The following is a 17,222-nucleotide window of genomic DNA, read 5'->3' as shown; positions in this document are numbered from 1 at the left end:
ATTTAGTTCATTCTTGCCATTTGCGATTTTTCTTGATCCATATTTTTTCGGATTACTGAAATGTTCTAATTTACTCTCAGACCAACATAATAACCTTCGCTTCCTCTTACATTAAAAACGGTATTGTCCCCGAAAATAAAATACTGGCCCTTTATACCTTTTAGTACTCCAGAATATTCAGGAGTCTTTTCAAGGTTCAGGCTTTTTACCTTGGTCGGGTATTGTAGTACGGGAAACTCGAGATTGGTCTCCCCATTGTTTTCAATAAAATATTCCTGGGCTTCCTGAGGGATATGCCGTTTTAGCTTTGAGCGCCACTCCACCAAATTTTCATCATCGACCTCGTTGGTCAGCATTTTACGCCAATTGGTCTTGTCGCCGATATGGTCTTTTAGGGCCACTTCGGTAATTCCCGCCAAAAAACGGTTGGGCACTTCCACGATTTCGATGGCCTCATGTGCCCCTTGATCGATCCAACGTGTCGGCACCTGAGATTTTCGGGTCACCCCGACCTTGATGTTGCTCGAATTGGCAAGATAGACGATATGGGGTTGCAACTGTATTTTTTTTTCGTATTCGAGATCGCGGTCTTCTTTGCCTAAATGTGCGGTGCTCAGTTCAGGGCGCATGATCCAGTCGCCGGCGGCAGGGGTTTCATAGAAACAAGTCTTGCAAAATCCCTGTCGGTAAATTTTACGGTCCGATCCGCAATTAAGACATTGGTATTTTATAAGATTGATGCTCAGATGCTTGTCCAATATTTGATTGACGTTCAAAAAGTCGTTCTCAAAGACCATATAATATTGGATCGGGCTGCCGATTTCAGATTGCATTTTTCTTAGAACGCCTTCGTACTGCATGTTGTTGATCGTGATTTGAAAATAATGTTTTATTAAGCTATTTTAGGAGGATAAATATACCCAAAATGCCAATACCCCTGTTCAACTCGATCGCATCATGGTTGTTGAAGAAACGATATCACCAGATTGAACTTTTTTTGAAATATCCTGGTGAGGTACAAGAAGAGGTATTACTTCAATTATTGGAAATCGCCGAGGATACTGAAATTGGGAAACAATACGATTTTGAATCGATAGAGAATTATCGAACTTTTTGCGAGCGCCTTCCGATTCGATCCTATGAGGAAATCGAACCTCTTATAGAACGAACCCGGCGGGGAGAGCAAAATATCTTCTGGCCGACCTCGATCAAATGGTTCGCCAAGAGTAGTGGTACTACCAATGCCAAGAGCAAGTTTATACCGGTCAGTGCCGAGGCACTTGAAGACTGCCATTATAAATCGGGCAAAGACCTTCTCTGTCTTTATTTGAACAATAACGAGAATTCGCAATTGTTTACCGGAAAAAGTCTTCGGTTGGGTGGAAGCAAAGAACTCTATGAAGACAATGGTTCGTTCTTTGGGGATCTTTCCGCCATTTTGATAGATAATATGCCGCTTTGGGCCGAATTCAGCAGTACGCCCAGCAGCAAAGTTTCTTTGATGAGCGAATGGGAGACCAAACTGCAGGCCATAATCAAGGAAAGTACCCAGGAAAATGTGACCAGCCTTGCGGGTGTTCCCTCATGGATGCTGGTATTGTTGAACAAGGTTCTCGAAGAAACGGGCAAGGACCATATTTTTCAAGTTTGGGAAAACCTTGAAGTCTACTTTCATGGCGGGGTCAGTTTTAACCCTTACATAGAGCAATACAAAAATCTTCTGCCCAGAAAAAGCTTCAAATATTATGAGATCTATAATGCTTCCGAGGGTTTCTTTGCCATTCAAGACCGTAACAATGCCGATGACCTTTTGTTAATGCTCGATTACGGTATTTTCTACGAATTCATCCCTATGGAAACCTATGGTAGCGGCGAGCAAAAGGCCATTCCCCTTTGGGAAGTCCAGGTCGGCAGGAATTATGCGATTATCATTACGACCAATTCGGGACTTTGGCGCTATAAGATCGGTGATACGGTTCGGTTCACTTCATTGAGCCCATATCGCATAAAGGTAACAGGTCGAACAAAACACCACATAAATGTATTCGGTGAAGAACTGATCATTGAAAATGCAGAGGAGGCATTAAAGAATATCTGCAAAAAGACCGGGGCCGAGATAAAGGATTATACTGCCGGACCTGTTTTTATGTCAGGCAAGGAAAAAGGCGCCCATGAATGGATCATCGAATTCCGTAAACCACCCGATGAACTCGACTATTTTACCGAGTTTCTTGACAATGCCTTAAAGTCCCTAAATTCCGATTATGAGGCAAAACGGTATAAGAACACCACTTTGAATATGCCCAAAGTGCATATTGCCCGTGAGAACCTTTTCTACGATTGGTTGAAATCAAAGGACAAATTGGGGGGGCAACATAAGATCCCCCGATTGTCAAACAGGCGCGACTACCTTGATGAGCTTTTGAAAATGAACAATGGCTCTTAATTTGAACGGTACGCCAAAGGTATTATGACAGCGGTTTTTAATTTCTTGATGATTGCCGGAGCCATTCAAGGGCTGATTTTCAATGTTGTTACCTTTTTGGCCCGAAAAAGGATCGAAAGACCGGTGTTGTTTTTGAACCTTTTTGTATTCTTTCTTTCATTGAACAACCTACAATCTTGGTTTTTAGAAAAGAAGTTCTTTTCGCCCGAAGTTGCTTGGCAAGAATTTACGATCCCATGGTATGTGCTTATTGTACCTATGTTCTATGCATTTTTGATCTATTACCTCGAAATAGAAAAAAAATGGCTGCCATTGGTCAAAATTTCCATTTTTATTTTTCTAGCCCAACTATTGGCAAGAAGTATCGTCGTCTATTTGGTGAATGCGGGTATTTGGTCGTATGGGATCCTTGAAGACTATAATATTATTGAAGATATCATAACTTTTTTTTACTCGATCTATTTGTATTTCATGTCGATTCAGATTGTATTTGGCCCGGCAAAACTGAATACCCATATTTTGGACTATGATGATCTAAAATGGATCAGACTGTTCCTTTATATGGGCGGTGGGGTTTTCATATTATGGGTTCTCGCCATAATTCTCAATATTACGGAATGGGTACAAAGACCTTATAACTACTATCCCTTGCGCTTGGGCTCTTCGATTCTTATTTATTGGGTGGGCTATCAGGCTTTTTTTAGATACGTTGTGTTGAAGGATAGAATTCTATTGCGCAAGGAGATTAGGAAAAATAACGGATCTAGGAATGTTGATGCAATGGATGAAAGTTTTGATAAACGGGAAACGGTCTTTATGGAAGTGGACAGGTATATTTTTGAAAACCAAAAATTCGTCGACCCCTTATTGAGTCTTGAAGGGCTTTCGGCAGAATTGGGTATGGGTGTCAGCAGTCTTTCAAAGTTGATAAACACCAACACGGGCGGCAATTTTTCAGACTATATCAATAAGTATAGGGTAGAACAGGTGAAACGATTGTTGGCCGACCACCGTTTTTCGGCCTATACCATTGTGGCGATAGGCCTTGAGTGTGGCTTCAATTCCAAATCCACTTTTTATACCGCATTCAAGAAGTTTACGGGCAAGACCCCTGCAGCTTACAGAAAGGAGAAAGTAGTTGAATAGGCAAAAATGTCCGAATTCTTTCCAATTACATAATCTCGGATAGTAAAAACGTGGCCCCTATCTAGTTTTGGACAAACATTAAAACTAGAAGATATGAAGGCTTTGTTTTTTATCCTTTTGATAACTGTAACCGCGTTTCCGGTATTGTCGCAAGAACGAGTGCAGATGCATTTCAATAAGAACGAGATAAGGCTGAACATCCTTTATCTGCCAGCTGGCTATCCTGAACTTACCTATGAAAGGGTCTTGGGTGGAAAATCGGCAATCGGCATTTCGATAGGCGGATTCATAGGCTCAAAGAAACCGAATTATGCGAAGGATATATTGACTTCCGATTTCTCATTATTTCCCTTTTACCGATACTATTTAGGTAAGCGAACCAATTCTGGATTTTTTGTTGAGAATAACGTTAATCTCTTTTATAGGGATGACCATAGCGATGAAAACAAGTTCGGGAGCGGTCTTGGATTGGCGCTGGGCACCAAATTCTTTGCAGTTAACTCCTGGACGATGGAGGTGGTCGTAGGCGGTGGTCTAAATTTTCGGCAGCAATCGTGTGAAGGTAGCTATTATTGTTTTCCCGATATGTTTCCAAGGTTGGGTATTTCATTGGGAAAAAGATTTTGAGCGAACCGATATGCTATCGTAAGGTTTGTAGGTTTTGGGGCTTCTCTGAAAGCCAAAGTATATGATCGTATCGATTTTGAAATTTTTGTGGGAAACGCCCCAATATTTTTGACGAATAGGTTGGTACACCGATTAAATATGTCCTATAAACAAATAAATGAGGTTTTGCGGCGTTATTTGCCCAAATTGGTCTTGAATATAGCCTCAACTACCAATTAAAACTTAAGTACTATGGCGGAAAGATTAGTAATCGTATCCGATATGTGGGGAACTAAGAAGGGCCTGTGGATTACTTCCTACCTTGGTTATCTGCAACAATACTACGACATTACTTTTTACGATAGCCAACAATTGGCTAACATCGACCTTAAAATAAATACTGCCGAAAATATCCATCATGAATTCGTGAATGGCGGAATTGAAACTGCGGCATCACATCTTTTGAAGCGTGAGTCTGAACCATGTCACTATCTCGCTTTCAGTACGGGTGGCACCATTGTTTGGAAAGCTGGTCTGATGGGCCTTCCGATGAAATCGTTATACAGCATTTCGGCCACAAGAATTCGAAAGGAGAACGAAAAACCAGATGCGTTGGTGACGCTGGTTTACGGTGCAAATGACAAGTACAGACCGACTGAGAACTGGGCCAAGAAAGTAGGTGTGGACTTGGATATCGTTGAGAATTTTGGCCATACCCTATACTCGGACGAAAAGATAATACAAAAAGTATGTTTAGAACTTCTGGCCAACGTGACCCAAAAGGAAAAGAAGAAAAAAGTAGTTTAGTGCATATAACCAAACTACTTGAAATATATAAAAAGCCGTCTATGAGACGGCTTTTAATTTTTTTATGGTTTCGTGGGAAAGTTTGTTCTCTGCATATGGTTTGGTGACCTTGAGTTCTTTTTCGCCAGAACTCGGCATCTCGAACATCGCATCGGTAAAGATTGCCTCGCATAGTGAACGAAGGCCTCTAGCCCCCAATTTGTATTCAATGGCTTTCTGTACGATATAATCGAGTGCTTGCTCAGTTATTGAAAATTTGATACCATCCATATGGAACAATTTCTCATATTGTTTGATAATGGCGTTCTTGGGCTCGGTAAGAATGGCCCTCAAGGTTTTTTCGTCCAAAGGATTCATATAGGTCAAGACGGGCAGTCTTCCTATTATTTCGGGTATAAGGCCAAATTCTTTGAGGTCTTTTGGTATAATGTACTGCAGAATATTGCTTTGGTCCAATGTTTCATCCGACTTTGATGCGCTGTATCCCACAGCTTGCATGTTCAGGCGTTTGGTGATCGTACGTTCGATGCCATCAAATGCCCCTCCTGCAATGAACAATATGTTTTCGGTGTTTACCTCGATGAATTTTTGGTCAGGATGTTTTCTTCCGCCCTTTGGCGGTACGTTTACGACCGTACCTTCCAAAAGTTTTAATAGTCCTTGCTGTACACCTTCGCCAGATACATCTCTGGTAATCGAAGGGTTATCACTCTTGCGCGCGATTTTATCGATTTCATCGATAAAGACGATACCACGTTCGGTCTTTTCCAAATTATAATCTGCAGCTTGCAGCAATCGGGTCAAAATGCTTTCTACATCCTCACCCACATAGCCCGCTTCGGTCAGTACGGTGGCGTCGACGATGGCCAATGGAACGTTGAGCATTCTTGCAATGGTCTTGGCCATTAAGGTTTTTCCCGTACCGGTCTGACCGACCATGATTATGTTGCTCTTCTGAATCTCTATATCATCTTCTTTCGAGCTTGGTTGCAAAAGCCTTTTATAATGATTGTAAACGGCAACCGACATCACTTTCTTGGTACGTTCTTGACCAATGATGAAAGTATCGAGAAACTCCTTTATTTCAAGCGGTTTTTTCAGGACCAGTTCGGAGGAAAGGTCATTGGTCTTGGTCTGCTTTGACTCTTCGGCAACGATACCATGGGCCTGCTCGATACATCGGTCACATATATGTGCGTCAAGACCGGCGATCAAAAGATTGGTCTCCGGTTTTTTTCTACCGCAAAATGAACATTCCAGGTTTTCCTTTGCCATAATTATGTCTCTTTCACAAACCTAACGAAAGAATCGGGGTTTTGGTTTATTTAATCGATGTCTAACCATTAGACTGGGTAATTCGTCGAAATCAACTGTTGTCCCTTACCAAAATTTCGTCGATCATTCCGTATTTTTTGGCTTCGTTGGCTTTCATCCAATAATCACGGTCGCTATCTTCATGTACTTTTTCGATTGTCTGCCCTGAATGTTTGGCAATAATCTCATAAAGTTCTTCTTTCAACTTCAATATTTCACGGGCCGTAATCTCGATATCACTGGCCTGGCCTTGGGCACCGCCCATGGGCTGATGTATCATTACCCTTGAATGCGTCAGACCGCTGCGTTTTCCGTTTTCGCCCGCACACAATAGAACGGCTCCCATCGAAGCGGCCATTCCGGTACAAATAGTGGCAACATCAGGTTTGATGAACTGCATGGTGTCATAAATGCCAAGACCGGCATATACACTTCCTCCAGGAGAGTTTATATATATCTGTATATCTTTCGATGCATCTACACTCTCTAAAAACAACAATTGTGCCTGTACGATATTCGCGACCTGGTCATTGATGCCCGTGCCCAAAAATATGATACGGTCCATCATCAGTCGTGAATAAACGTCCATTGCGATTACGTTCATCTGTCTTTCTTCGATAATGTTCGGAGTCATGTTCACGGGATACATGCTACTCATGATTTTATCGTAATAAACGCTACTGATACCTTGGTGGTTTATAGCGTAATTTTTGAATTCTTTTCCGTAATCCATCGGTTTTTTATAGATTTTAGTGCTAAAAAAAGGTGCCGAAAGCAAGTTTTCGGCACCGTAAAGATACTTATTATTTTTTTGAATCTTACCCGTAAACCTCTTTCACAAAGTTTTCATAGGTCACTTCCTTGGTCTTTAGGTTCGCCTTTTCTTTATAAAGGTTCAACAATTTTTGACTCATCAATTGTTCCGACAATCGTTTGACCTCATCTTGGTTGCCCAAAACCCTTGCGGCGATGTTTTCCAATTCTTCTTCTTGGGGGTTCATCTGACCGAACTGGGCCATTTGCGATTTGATAAAGCCTTTGGCGAATTCTTTTAATTCGTCGAATTGTACCTGAAGATCGTTGTCTTTGATTATTTTTCCTTCGATCAATTGATAGCGCAGCCCTTTTTCAGACTTTTCGAATTCTTCTTTTGCCTTTTCTTCCGTTAACGGTTCTTCCCCCGTCATTTGGATCCATTTGGTCAAAAAGCCCGTGGGCAGGTCGAATTTTGTATTTTCAATGAAATACTCCGTTACATCGTTCAAAAGTTTTTGATCTGATTGTTGCTCGAACTGCTTTTCGGAATCTTTCTTGATACGTTCTTTTAATTCTTTTTCTGATTTGACGGTATCTTTTCCGAACAACTTATCGAACAGGTCTTGGTTCATTTCGGCCGGTTCACGTTCATTGATCTCGGAAATCGTAAAGTCAACATCGATTTTTAGCCCCTTGGCCTTCTCTTGAGTGATGTCAAGGGCACTGGAAAGCAGGTAGTCTTCTTTGAAAAGTCCTTTTGTATTCAATTTTACGGTATCGCCGACTTTGCTTCCGACAAGTGCGTCAAGTGCTTTTTTGCTTTTTATTTTGTCAAGCTCGAGCGTTGTTCTATGTTCGATTTCTTCCGCCTCGTTCACAAAAGTGCCAGTTACCTCGTCTTTTTTTCCGACTATTTCCTTATTGACCAATTTGCCATATTGCTTTAAAATGCGTTCGACCTGTTCATCGACCATTTTCTTGTCGGCAACGATCTTATATTGGGTGATCGCTTTTTTCGTTTTCAAAGGAACCTCGAATTCAGGAGCCAGTCCCAATTCGAATTCAAAGGCAAGTTCTTCGGTGTCCCAATCAAAATTATCCTGTTGTTTTGGAAGCGGGTTCCCAAGAACATCCAATTTTTCTTCGGTGAGATATTTGTTAAGGTTGTCTTGAAGCAGTTTGTTGACCTCATCGACCAAAACGGCCCTGCCGTATTGTTTTTTGATAAGCCCCAAAGGAACCTGACCTTTTCTAAAACCAGGAATATTCGCCTGCTTGCGGTAATCCTTTAAAATTTTGTCGACCTTATCTTGATAATCCGACTTGTCGATAGCTACCTTGACGATAGCGTTCAAATCATCGATCTGTTCTTTGGTAATGTTCATCTACTTAATTGTTTTGCTTGCGTAAAAGGGATGCAAAAATACTACATTTTCAAAAGCCTACCAAGTTTTTGGATCCAAGGGTGCGGACAAGCGATACCTTATTTATCTTCCTTCAGCAAGGAAAATAATACAGATTGGAGAAACGATAACAATAAGCTGAAAAGCAGGGCCCAACCGAGACCGTTGACCGAGAAACCATCGACAAAATGATCGGCCAACAGAATTATCAATGCGTTTATGACCAACAAAAAGAGACCAAGCGTCAAAATGGTCACCGGAAGGGTCAGGATCACGAGAATGGGTTTGACTATAAAGTTCAACAGGCTTAGTACGATGGCAACGATGATCGCCGTGGTATAGGTGTCGACGGAAACATTGGGGAGTACTTTTGAAAGTACCACTACCGCCAGTGCACTGAGAAGAATTCTTAAAATAATTTTCATGTTTTTTTGAATAAAGTTAATTGAGATAAGAGATTAATGAAAGTACGAACTAAAATTTAAATCGATCAGAAATAAACGGGCATCAAAAATCTATGCTAACTATTTAAGAAAGAAATCGACTTTTCGAAGAATTCCTTTGGGTTTTCGGCATGCAGCCAGTGCCCGGCATTTTGAACGGTATCAACGATCGAATGTGGGAAATGTCTTTTGATAGTGTCTCGGTCGCCTTCAGATACATATTCAGAGCGATCTCCCCGTAAAAAAAGGGTCGGGCCCTCATAGACATCCGTACTGCCGATATTTTCTCCGATTTCGCCCATTTTTTTGCCCAATACCTCAAGATTACATCGAAACCCTAATTTCCCTTTCTCGACCCAATAGAGATTTTTCAACAAAAATTGGCGCATGCCCAAGGATTTGATTTTTTCTGCCAATGCGGTATCGGCCCCACTTCTTGAATCGATGCTATCAAAATCCAAAGAATGTAAGGCGTCTATGATATCGTGGTGATGGGGCGGATAATATTTCGGCGCAATATCGGCTACTATGAGTTTTTCGGTGCGATCCGGGTAATTACAGGCGAACTGCATGGCGGTTTTTCCGCCCATCGAGTGGCCCAACAAAATCACTTTTCCCAGGCCATGATGTTCCATGTAGACCAACAAATCTTTTGCAAGAACATCGTAATCGAAATCTTCGGACCAAAAACTTTGTCCGTGATTACGCTGATCGATGAGGTGTACCTGAAAGCCATCATCGGCATATCTGGTACCCAAGGTCTTCCAGTTGTCCGACATTCCCAAAAACCCGTGAAGGATCAAAAAAGGTTTACCTTTCCCTAAAATATTCGAATGTAACAGATCGTTCATTTCAGCTTGTTCAAATACATGTTTATCACATTGTCGAGTCCGAGATACAATGACTCGCAAATCAGGGCATGACCAATGGATACTTCCAGCAAATAGGGTACGTTCTCTTTAAAAAATTTGATATTGTCGAGGCTTAGGTCATGTCCGGCATTTACGCCGAGTCCCAGTGAATGGGCAATTTTAGCAACTTCTGTAAATGGGGAGACCGCTTCGCCGTGTGCACCTGTCGCATACTTTTGTGCATAGCTTTCGGTATATAATTCGATACGATCCGTACCCGTGGCGGCCGCCCCTTCGATCATCTTGACATCGGCATCGACAAAAATCGATGTACGGATGCCGTTTTTCTTAAAAGTGGTAATGACATCTTTGAGAAATGAACGATGCTCGACGGTATCCCAACCGGCATTCGAGGTAATGGCATCGACTGCGTCGGGCACCAAAGTGACCTGGGTCGGACCGACTTCTAAAACAAGGTCTACGAACTTTTGGATTGGGTTGCCCTCAATATTGAATTCTGTCTTGACGGTCTTTTTAAGGTCCCTAGCGTCTTGATAGCGAATATGTCGTTCATCGGGTCGCGGGTGGATTGTGATACCTTGGGCTCCAAATCTCTCAACATCAGATGCAACCTTGATCAAGTCGGGCACGTTTCCACCTCTTGAATTTCGAAGTGTAGCTATTTTATTGACGTTTACACTAAGTTTTGCCATGGGGTCAATATCCTTTTTGTTCAGGGCAAAAATACAAATTAGGCATGCCTTTTGATATTTTATATTTGTATTTTGCGTTATATTTAGAACTATGCACATTCAGGATCTTATTGTACCCAACATCCCGGTTTTTAGCATGGAGGATTCCATGAATGATATAATCCGTTTTTTTAAGGACAGTACCTTTTCGCATGCAACCGTAGTAGAAAAAGATAGGTTTCTTGGTGTTTTGAGCGGTAACGATGTGCAAAATTTCAGGAAGGAAGAAAAGATAGCCGATTATCGCTATACCCTTGAATCTTTTTTTGTGGACAAGGACACCAATTGGTTGGATGTTCTTGAAACCTTTGCGCGAAACGAGGCGAACTTGGTACCCGTATTGGATGATCAGGAATCGGTATTGGGGCATTATGACTTGACCGACGTCGTAAGTGTTTTCATAGACACTCCATTTTTTACCGAACCTGGTGGTATTATCGTTGTGGCCAAAGGTATCAAAGATTATTCCTTTAGTGAAATTGCCCAGATTATTGAGAGCAATAATGCCAAGCTGATAGGTGGTTTTATTACCGATATGAGAAACGACGTCATTCAGGTTACCGTAAAAATCAATTCGACCAACCTGAACGAGATTCTACAAACTTTTAGAAGGTATAATTACAATGTGCTTTTCGGCAATACCGATGATCAATTTCTTGAAGATCTGAAACAGCGTTCCGACTATTTGGACAAATATCTCAACGTATAGCAAGTATGAAAGTAGCTATTTACGGTCAAACGTATCAAGATATGGCTCTTGACTACGTTGTAGAATTTCTTGATGAACTTGACAAGATAGCTGCGGAAGCTCACCTAGAAAATGATTTTTACAGGTTATTGAAAGATAACCGCAGTGCAAAGACCTACCGAACCTTTACAGAGCACGATGGATTGGACGGCTCGTTCGACATGTTCGTAAGTTTTGGAGGTGACGGCACCATTTTGCGCGCGACCACTTATGTTAGGGATCTCGGAATTCCGATTGTCGGTGTAAATACGGGTAGGCTGGGTTTCTTATCGACTTTTTCCAAAGAAGATGTGAGAAAAGTGGTTCAAGAATTTGTAAAGGGCGATTACCATATTGTCGAACGAAGCTTGGTGAGCGTTAGCTCAGATTGTGATATACCTGAGTTCAACGATTTGAACTTTGCCTTGAACGAGGTTACCGTAAGTAGAAAAGATACTACCTCGATGATTACCGTCGAGACCTATCTGAACGATGAATACCTGACCTCTTATTGGGCCGACGGTTTGATAATATCGACGCCTACCGGCTCTACGGGCTATTCGTTGAGCTGCGGCGGGCCGGTTATCGTACCTACGGCCAAATCATTGGTTTTGACACCGATTGCCCCGCATAACCTGAATGCCAGGCCGCTGGTTATTTCTGACGATACCGAGATACGACTCAAAGTTTCCGGTCGTGAAGAAAATCATTTGGTCTCCCTTGATTCGCGAATAGCGTCGGTGGCCAACGGTCAACAAATAACGATCAAGAAGGCCGAATTCACGATAAAAATGATAGAATATACCTCTGAAAGTTTTTTGAAAACGCTTCGTAAGAAACTTTTATGGGGTGAAGACCGACGCAATTAGACTTCCAAAAAGCAATAAATACGCCTAAAACCTGTTTATCAAGTGAGAACGGTATGTAAACCGGGTGTTCAATTATCGATGTGAAAAATTGCCCTTACAAACTTTTACTATTCATGAAAAAATGTTTTGTCCTGATTTTTTTGGTATTTGCAGTCCAGGGCAGTGCCCAAATGTATGAAATCGGCTTGTTTGCGGGAGGAGCAAATATGATCGGAGATGTAGGAAGGACAAATTACATTCTACCTTCGAATCTTGCCTATGGAGGCCTTTTTAAATGGAACGCTAGCAAAAGATACGCCTGGCGGGCAAGCTTGATTCGCGGAAAGTTCACGGCAGACGACTCGAAATCGAACCTTTCTTCACGAAAGCAAAGAGGCTTTGTGGTCGACAATACTGTTTTTGAAGCCTCGGCCGGCTTGGAGTTCAATTTTGTGGAATACAACCTTCACAAATTGGGCCCCGCATTTACACCTTATCTATATACAGGTGTGACCTATTTTAGATATGACTACAATTATATTAACGCCGGACAGTTGGTCAACGCCAACCAGCAAGATGGTTCATTTGCAGTACCGATGACCATTGGTATGAAATTAAGGGTAGGGCAGCAATTTATCATTGGGGCCGAAGTCGGCGCGCGCTATACCTTTACAGATAATCTTGATGCCAGTAATCCTTCAAAATCCAATATAAGTCAGCAAATCGATGTCGATTTTGGTAATACCAACAGTAAAGATTGGTATGTTTTTTCAGGAATTACTTTTACATATACCTTTGGTAGAGTACCTTGCGGTGATTGTTTTGAGTAATTCGAGTTATGTATACCATTGAAGACATTAAAGGAACCAATCTTCCGAGGCATATTGCAATTATCATGGACGGTAACGGCCGATGGGCCAAAAAGAAAGGGAAGCTTCGTGTTTTCGGGCATGAAAATGGAGTCGCGACGGTAAGAAGAACGGTTGAAAGTTGTGTAAAACTCAATATTGAATACCTTACCCTGTATACCTTTTCAACCGAAAACTGGAAACGCCCCAAATTGGAAGTGGACACACTGATGAAGATATTGGTGTCCTCGCTGCGTAAAGAACTAAACACCCTCGTTGAAAACAATGTTCGCTTAAATACAATAGGAGATATTACCTTGCTGCCCAAAAAAGCCTTTCGTGAACTTGAAGAGGTGAAGGAAAAAACCAAAAGCAATACAGGATTGACATTGACACTTGCCCTTAATTATGGTGCTAGGGAAGAATTGAAGACCGCCATTCGGTTGATTTCCAGCAAAGTTAAAAATAATATAATTTCGCCCGAAAGTATTGATGAAACCATTATTAATGACCATCTTTACACGCGCAATTTGCCAGATGTAGATTTGTTGATCCGTACCAGTGGGGAGCATAGGATCAGCAATTTTTTGCTTTGGCAGATAGCGTATGCCGAATTATATTTTATTGAGGTTTTTTGGCCCGATTTTACAGAGCATCATTTAGTGGGGGCCATAAGAAATTACCAGAACAGAGAACGACGATTTGGAAAAACTAGCGAACAACTCAACTAGCGTTATGAAAAGGTTCATTCCGCTTGGGCCTTTATTTATTCTACTACTATTTTTGACCACCACCTTTACTTTAGCTCAAGACTTCTCTTATGAAGATGGCAAAAAGTATATTTTGGGTGGTCTGGAAGTCACCGGGCTCCAAAGTTACAACGAGCAGACCGTCAAAACGTACACGGGTCTTAGGGTCGGCCAGCCCATTACCGTGCCAGGTGATCAGATAAGTGAGGTCATAAACAAGCTCTGGGGCCTTGAGCTCTTCTCCGATATTAAATTTTTCATTACCGACATTCAAGGGGAAAACATTTTCCTTGAGCTGAATATTCTTGAACGCCCTACATTGTCGAATGTAACAATATATGGGGTTAAGGAACGAAAAGTAGATGAGCTTTTAAAAGATACCGATTTAAAAAAAGGAAAGAAGATTACGCAGAGCCTTATTGCCAACTCTAAAAACTACCTTCAAAACAAATATAAGAAACAAGGGTATTTAAATGCCCAGGTCAATATAGTTACCGCAAAGGATACCGTGGGCGACAACACCCAAAATATGGTAATCAATATCAAGAAAGGCGATAAGGTCAAGATCCGCGATATCGTATTTGAAGGCAACGAAAAGATAAAGGCCAAGAAGCTGCGTAAGGCCATGAAAAAGACCAAAGAAAAAAGATTTGGAAGATTTTGGAAAAAATCGAAGTTCATTCGCGATGATTATGAGAACGACCTTAATCTTTTGGTCGACAAATATGCTGAAAACGGTTATCGTGATGCCAGGGTGCTTTCAGATTCGATCATCAAGGTAGATGATAACAATATAGATATCAAGATCAAGGTAGAAGAGGGTAACAAATACTATTTTGGCGATATCGATTTTGTGGGCAATACGGTCTATACCGATCGTGAATTGGCCGCTATATTGGGTATCAAGAAAGGTGATACCTATAATGGTGTGTTATTGCGCGAACGCGTTGCCGATGATTCGGATCCAGATGCATTCGATTTGACCAATGCCTATCAAAATAACGGATATCTGTTCTCAAATATCAATCCTGTAGAAGTTTCTGCCGAGAACGATACGATCAATTTCGAGATTCGTATTATCGAGGGTAAAGAGACCTTCTTGAACCATATTACGGTTAGCGGTAACGACAAGACCAATGACCATGTTATTTTTAGGGAACTGCGTACAAGACCGGGCCAAAAGTATAACAAGTCCGATATAATTAGAAGTATCCGTGAACTAGGTCAGCTTGGCTTTTTTGATGCTGAAAACATCAAACCCGAGGTCGGCAATGCCAACCCGAATGAAGGAACCGTTGATATCAATTATAGTTTGGTCGAGGCCGGTTCGAGCCAAATAGAATTGCAGGGTGGCTATGGCGGCGGTGGTTTTATCGGTACACTTGGCCTTTCCTTCAGCAATTTTTCGATTCAGAACCTATTCAAGGGCGAGGCCTACAAACCGGTGCCGATGGGTGACGGGCAGACATTTGCGTTGCGTTTGCAGGCGAGCCGTACTTTTAGGGTGTATAGCCTTAATTTTTCAGAACCATGGTTGGGTGGGGTGAAACCGGTGCGTTTCAATCTTTCGATTTCGCGAACCCAGCAATTCTCGTATGATTTCAGAACGCGTAATATTGATAAATCACGACAATTTGCGATAACAGGGGTAAGCGCAGGGCTTGCCAAAAGGGTACAATGGCCCGACGACTTTTTTACCGTATCGCACTCATTGGGCTATCAATTGTATGATTTTAAGAACTACAACATAGGCCTCTTTAGTTTTGGTAACGGAAAATCAAACTCTTTTACCTATACTTTTGGAATTTCAAGAAATGCCACCGGAGGAGGTCGCATATATCCAAGATCAGGCTCGAATTTCTCGGTAACAGCTAAATTGACCCCTCCGTATTCGCTGTTCAGCAACAAAGATTTCAGGGCGATAAGAGATGAAAGCAGTTCTCTATTGGAAGAGATTCGTGATTTGGAACAAAACGATCCTAGAGTACCTATTTTGAATAGTCAACGTGAAAAACTTGAGGAGGAGCGGTTCAAGTGGTTGGAGTACTATAAGATTAATTTTAAAGGAGATTGGTACACCACTTTGGCCGGTCGCGATGACAAATCATTGGTGCTTCGAACCAATGCCGAATTCGGGTTTTTAGGGGCCTATAACCATGATGTCGGCGATGTGCCTTTTGAGCGTTTCTTTGTTGGGGGTGATGGCCTTGGCAATTTCACCTTGGACGGTCGTGACGTTATTCAATTACGAGGTTATGAAAATCAATCGTTGACGCCTATAGATCCATTGACAGGGAGACAAGAAGGTGGATTGGTGTATAATAAATTCTCCTTAGAATTGAGATATCCGCTGACATTAAAGCCTTCGGCATCGATTTATATGCTCACTTTTCTAGAAGCTGGTAATGCTTTCAACAATTTTCAGCAGTTTAATCCGTTTGAAGTTAAACGATCGGCTGGTGTGGGGCTACGTATTTTTATGCCGGCATTTGGTTTATTGGGCATCGATTTTGGCTACGGCTTCGATTCCGATAACACGGGCCAAGAGACAGGGGCACACGGATGGGAAACACACTTCATAATCGGCCAGCAGTTTTAAAAAAAATTGTGTCAGGCTAATTACTTCATTATAAAGGTTTTAGCATTTTTGGCACGATATTTTCTATTGGATAAAACGATTTAGTGATGAAACTTGTAAAGACAAAATCAAACGTTCTTTTATTTTTAGGGATAGTGCTTTTTTCATCGTATGCCCTTGCACAGGCGAGAGGCGTTCGAATAGCCTATGTCGATATGGAATATATATTGGAGAATGTCGAAGAATATCGCGAGGCCAACGAGCAATTGGCCGATAAGGTGCAAAAATGGAAAGTGGAGATCGAACAGCAGCAGAGTGTCATAGACCAGATGAAGAAAGATCTTATGGCCGAAAAAGTGTTGCTGACCGACGAATTGATCAGTGAGCGGGAAGAGGAAATACAGATCCTTGAAAAAGAAATGATCGGGTATCAACAAGATCGATTCGGACCTCAGGGTGATCTGGTGCTACAAAAGCGCAGGTTGATCCAACCGATCCAAGATCAGGTATTCAACGAAGTACAGAAAATAGGGGCCAATAAAAAGTATGATTTTATTTTTGATAAATCGGCGGATGTCGTAATGTTGTACTCCGAAAAAAGACATGATATAAGCGATATCATTCTAAGGGGAATAGCGCGGACAAGAAAAGTAAGTGCGCCTAGAAAAAAAGCGGATACAAGAAACAGTCTGGAGGACTTTGAAGGCGAAGAGGTAGACGATACTCCATCCGACGCGTTATTGGAAAGACAAGAGAAGGCAAAGCAGGCGCAAGAAGCCAGGGAAAAAACCGCGGAAGAGAAAAGGGCGGAACAATTAAAGGCAAGAGAAGAACGTAAGAAAGCCTACGAGGCCAGAAGGAAAAAACTCTTGGAAGAGCGAGAGGCCAAGAAAAATGCAAGAAAACAAGAATTGGAAGAAGTGCCAAAAGATAGTATCAACTAAAAAA

Annotated in this window: 17 protein-coding genes; 10 read left to right on the top strand and 7 right to left on the bottom strand. The window is 41.7% G+C overall.

Going from position 1 to position 17,222, the window contains the following annotated elements; genetic code table 11:
* Positions 1–65: 65 nt before the first annotated feature.
* Positions 66–860 (bottom strand): DUF2797 domain-containing protein, encoded by a 795-nt coding sequence (locus ACEZ3G_RS02440; protein ID WP_432423885.1) that lies wholly within the window; start codon positions 858–860, stop codon positions 66–68.
* Positions 861–925: 65 nt separating this feature from the next.
* Between ACEZ3G_RS02440 and ACEZ3G_RS02435 the strand changes: the two genes are divergently transcribed.
* The 4 genes from ACEZ3G_RS02435 (at position 926) to ACEZ3G_RS02420 (ending at position 5,005) form a co-directional block, all read left to right on the top strand.
* Complete coding sequence (locus ACEZ3G_RS02435) at positions 926–2,446, top strand: GH3 auxin-responsive promoter family protein (protein WP_432423884.1); 1,521 nt, start codon at positions 926–928, stop codon at positions 2,444–2,446.
* 24 nt (positions 2,447–2,470) lie between these two features.
* Positions 2,471–3,592 (top strand): helix-turn-helix domain-containing protein, encoded by a 1,122-nt coding sequence (locus tag ACEZ3G_RS02430; protein WP_432423883.1) that lies wholly within the window; start codon positions 2,471–2,473, stop codon positions 3,590–3,592.
* Positions 3,593–3,685: 93 nt separating this feature from the next.
* A complete protein-coding gene (locus ACEZ3G_RS02425; RefSeq protein WP_432423882.1) occupies positions 3,686–4,219 on the top strand; it encodes a DUF3575 domain-containing protein in 534 nt (177 codons plus the stop codon).
* A gap of 231 nt (positions 4,220–4,450) precedes the next feature.
* Complete coding sequence (locus ACEZ3G_RS02420) at positions 4,451–5,005, top strand: hypothetical protein (RefSeq protein ID WP_432423881.1); 555 nt, start codon at positions 4,451–4,453, stop codon at positions 5,003–5,005.
* Positions 5,006–5,044: 39 nt separating this feature from the next.
* Here ACEZ3G_RS02420 and clpX read toward each other — a convergent pair whose 3' ends face one another.
* From clpX to ACEZ3G_RS02390, 6 genes are all read right to left on the bottom strand, one after another.
* Positions 5,045–6,280 (bottom strand): ATP-dependent Clp protease ATP-binding subunit ClpX, encoded by a 1,236-nt coding sequence (gene clpX / locus ACEZ3G_RS02415; protein WP_432423880.1) that lies wholly within the window; start codon positions 6,278–6,280, stop codon positions 5,045–5,047.
* 91 nt (positions 6,281–6,371) lie between these two features.
* Positions 6,372–7,052, bottom strand: coding sequence for an ATP-dependent Clp endopeptidase proteolytic subunit ClpP (clpP, locus tag ACEZ3G_RS02410; RefSeq protein ID WP_432423879.1), 681 nt, complete (start codon positions 7,050–7,052; stop codon positions 6,372–6,374).
* Positions 7,053–7,137: 85 nt separating this feature from the next.
* Complete coding sequence (tig, locus tag ACEZ3G_RS02405; RefSeq protein ID WP_432423878.1) at positions 7,138–8,460, bottom strand: trigger factor; 1,323 nt, start codon at positions 8,458–8,460, stop codon at positions 7,138–7,140.
* 98 nt (positions 8,461–8,558) lie between these two features.
* Positions 8,559–8,903, bottom strand: a complete 345-nt coding sequence (locus tag ACEZ3G_RS02400) for a phage holin family protein (protein ID WP_432423877.1) — start codon at positions 8,901–8,903, stop codon at positions 8,559–8,561.
* A 95-nt stretch (positions 8,904–8,998) separates the two neighbouring features.
* Positions 8,999–9,772 (bottom strand): alpha/beta fold hydrolase, encoded by a 774-nt coding sequence (locus ACEZ3G_RS02395; protein WP_432423876.1) that lies wholly within the window; start codon positions 9,770–9,772, stop codon positions 8,999–9,001.
* A complete protein-coding gene (locus ACEZ3G_RS02390) occupies positions 9,769–10,485 on the bottom strand; it encodes a pyridoxine 5'-phosphate synthase (RefSeq protein ID WP_432423875.1) in 717 nt (238 codons plus the stop codon). Before ACEZ3G_RS02390 ends, ACEZ3G_RS02395 begins: the two co-directional genes overlap by 4 nt.
* Before the next feature lie 91 nt (positions 10,486–10,576).
* On the opposite strand from ACEZ3G_RS02390, the gene ACEZ3G_RS02385 reads away from it, so the two are divergent.
* The 6 genes from ACEZ3G_RS02385 (at position 10,577) to ACEZ3G_RS02360 (ending at position 17,218) form a co-directional block, all read left to right on the top strand.
* Positions 10,577–11,233 carry a CBS domain-containing protein gene (locus ACEZ3G_RS02385; protein WP_432423874.1) on the top strand — a complete coding sequence of 219 codons (657 nt, stop codon included), beginning with the start codon at positions 10,577–10,579 and terminating at the stop codon, positions 11,231–11,233.
* Between the two features lie 5 nt (positions 11,234–11,238).
* Positions 11,239–12,120, top strand: coding sequence for an NAD kinase (locus ACEZ3G_RS02380; RefSeq protein ID WP_432423873.1), 882 nt, complete (start codon positions 11,239–11,241; stop codon positions 12,118–12,120).
* Between the two features lie 113 nt (positions 12,121–12,233).
* Positions 12,234–12,929: a type IX secretion system protein PorG gene (gene porG, locus ACEZ3G_RS02375; RefSeq protein ID WP_432423872.1), complete on the top strand. Its 696-nt coding sequence runs from the start codon at positions 12,234–12,236 to the stop codon at positions 12,927–12,929.
* An 8-nt stretch (positions 12,930–12,937) separates the two neighbouring features.
* Positions 12,938–13,678 carry an isoprenyl transferase gene (locus tag ACEZ3G_RS02370; RefSeq protein ID WP_432423871.1) on the top strand — a complete coding sequence of 247 codons (741 nt, stop codon included), beginning with the start codon at positions 12,938–12,940 and terminating at the stop codon, positions 13,676–13,678.
* 4 nt (positions 13,679–13,682) lie between these two features.
* Positions 13,683–16,295, top strand: a complete 2,613-nt coding sequence (bamA, locus tag ACEZ3G_RS02365; protein WP_432423870.1) for an outer membrane protein assembly factor BamA — start codon at positions 13,683–13,685, stop codon at positions 16,293–16,295.
* 86 nt (positions 16,296–16,381) lie between these two features.
* Positions 16,382–17,218 (top strand): OmpH family outer membrane protein, encoded by an 837-nt coding sequence (locus ACEZ3G_RS02360; RefSeq protein WP_432423869.1) that lies wholly within the window; start codon positions 16,382–16,384, stop codon positions 17,216–17,218.
* Positions 17,219–17,222: the final 4 nt, after the last annotated feature.

It is taken from the genome of Meishania litoralis (genome assembly GCF_042611095.1).
GTDB lineage: Bacteria > Bacteroidota > Bacteroidia > Flavobacteriales > Flavobacteriaceae > Meishania > Meishania litoralis.
Note: the sequence above shows the minus strand (reverse complement) of the source record. Positions and strands in the feature narration are given on the sequence as shown.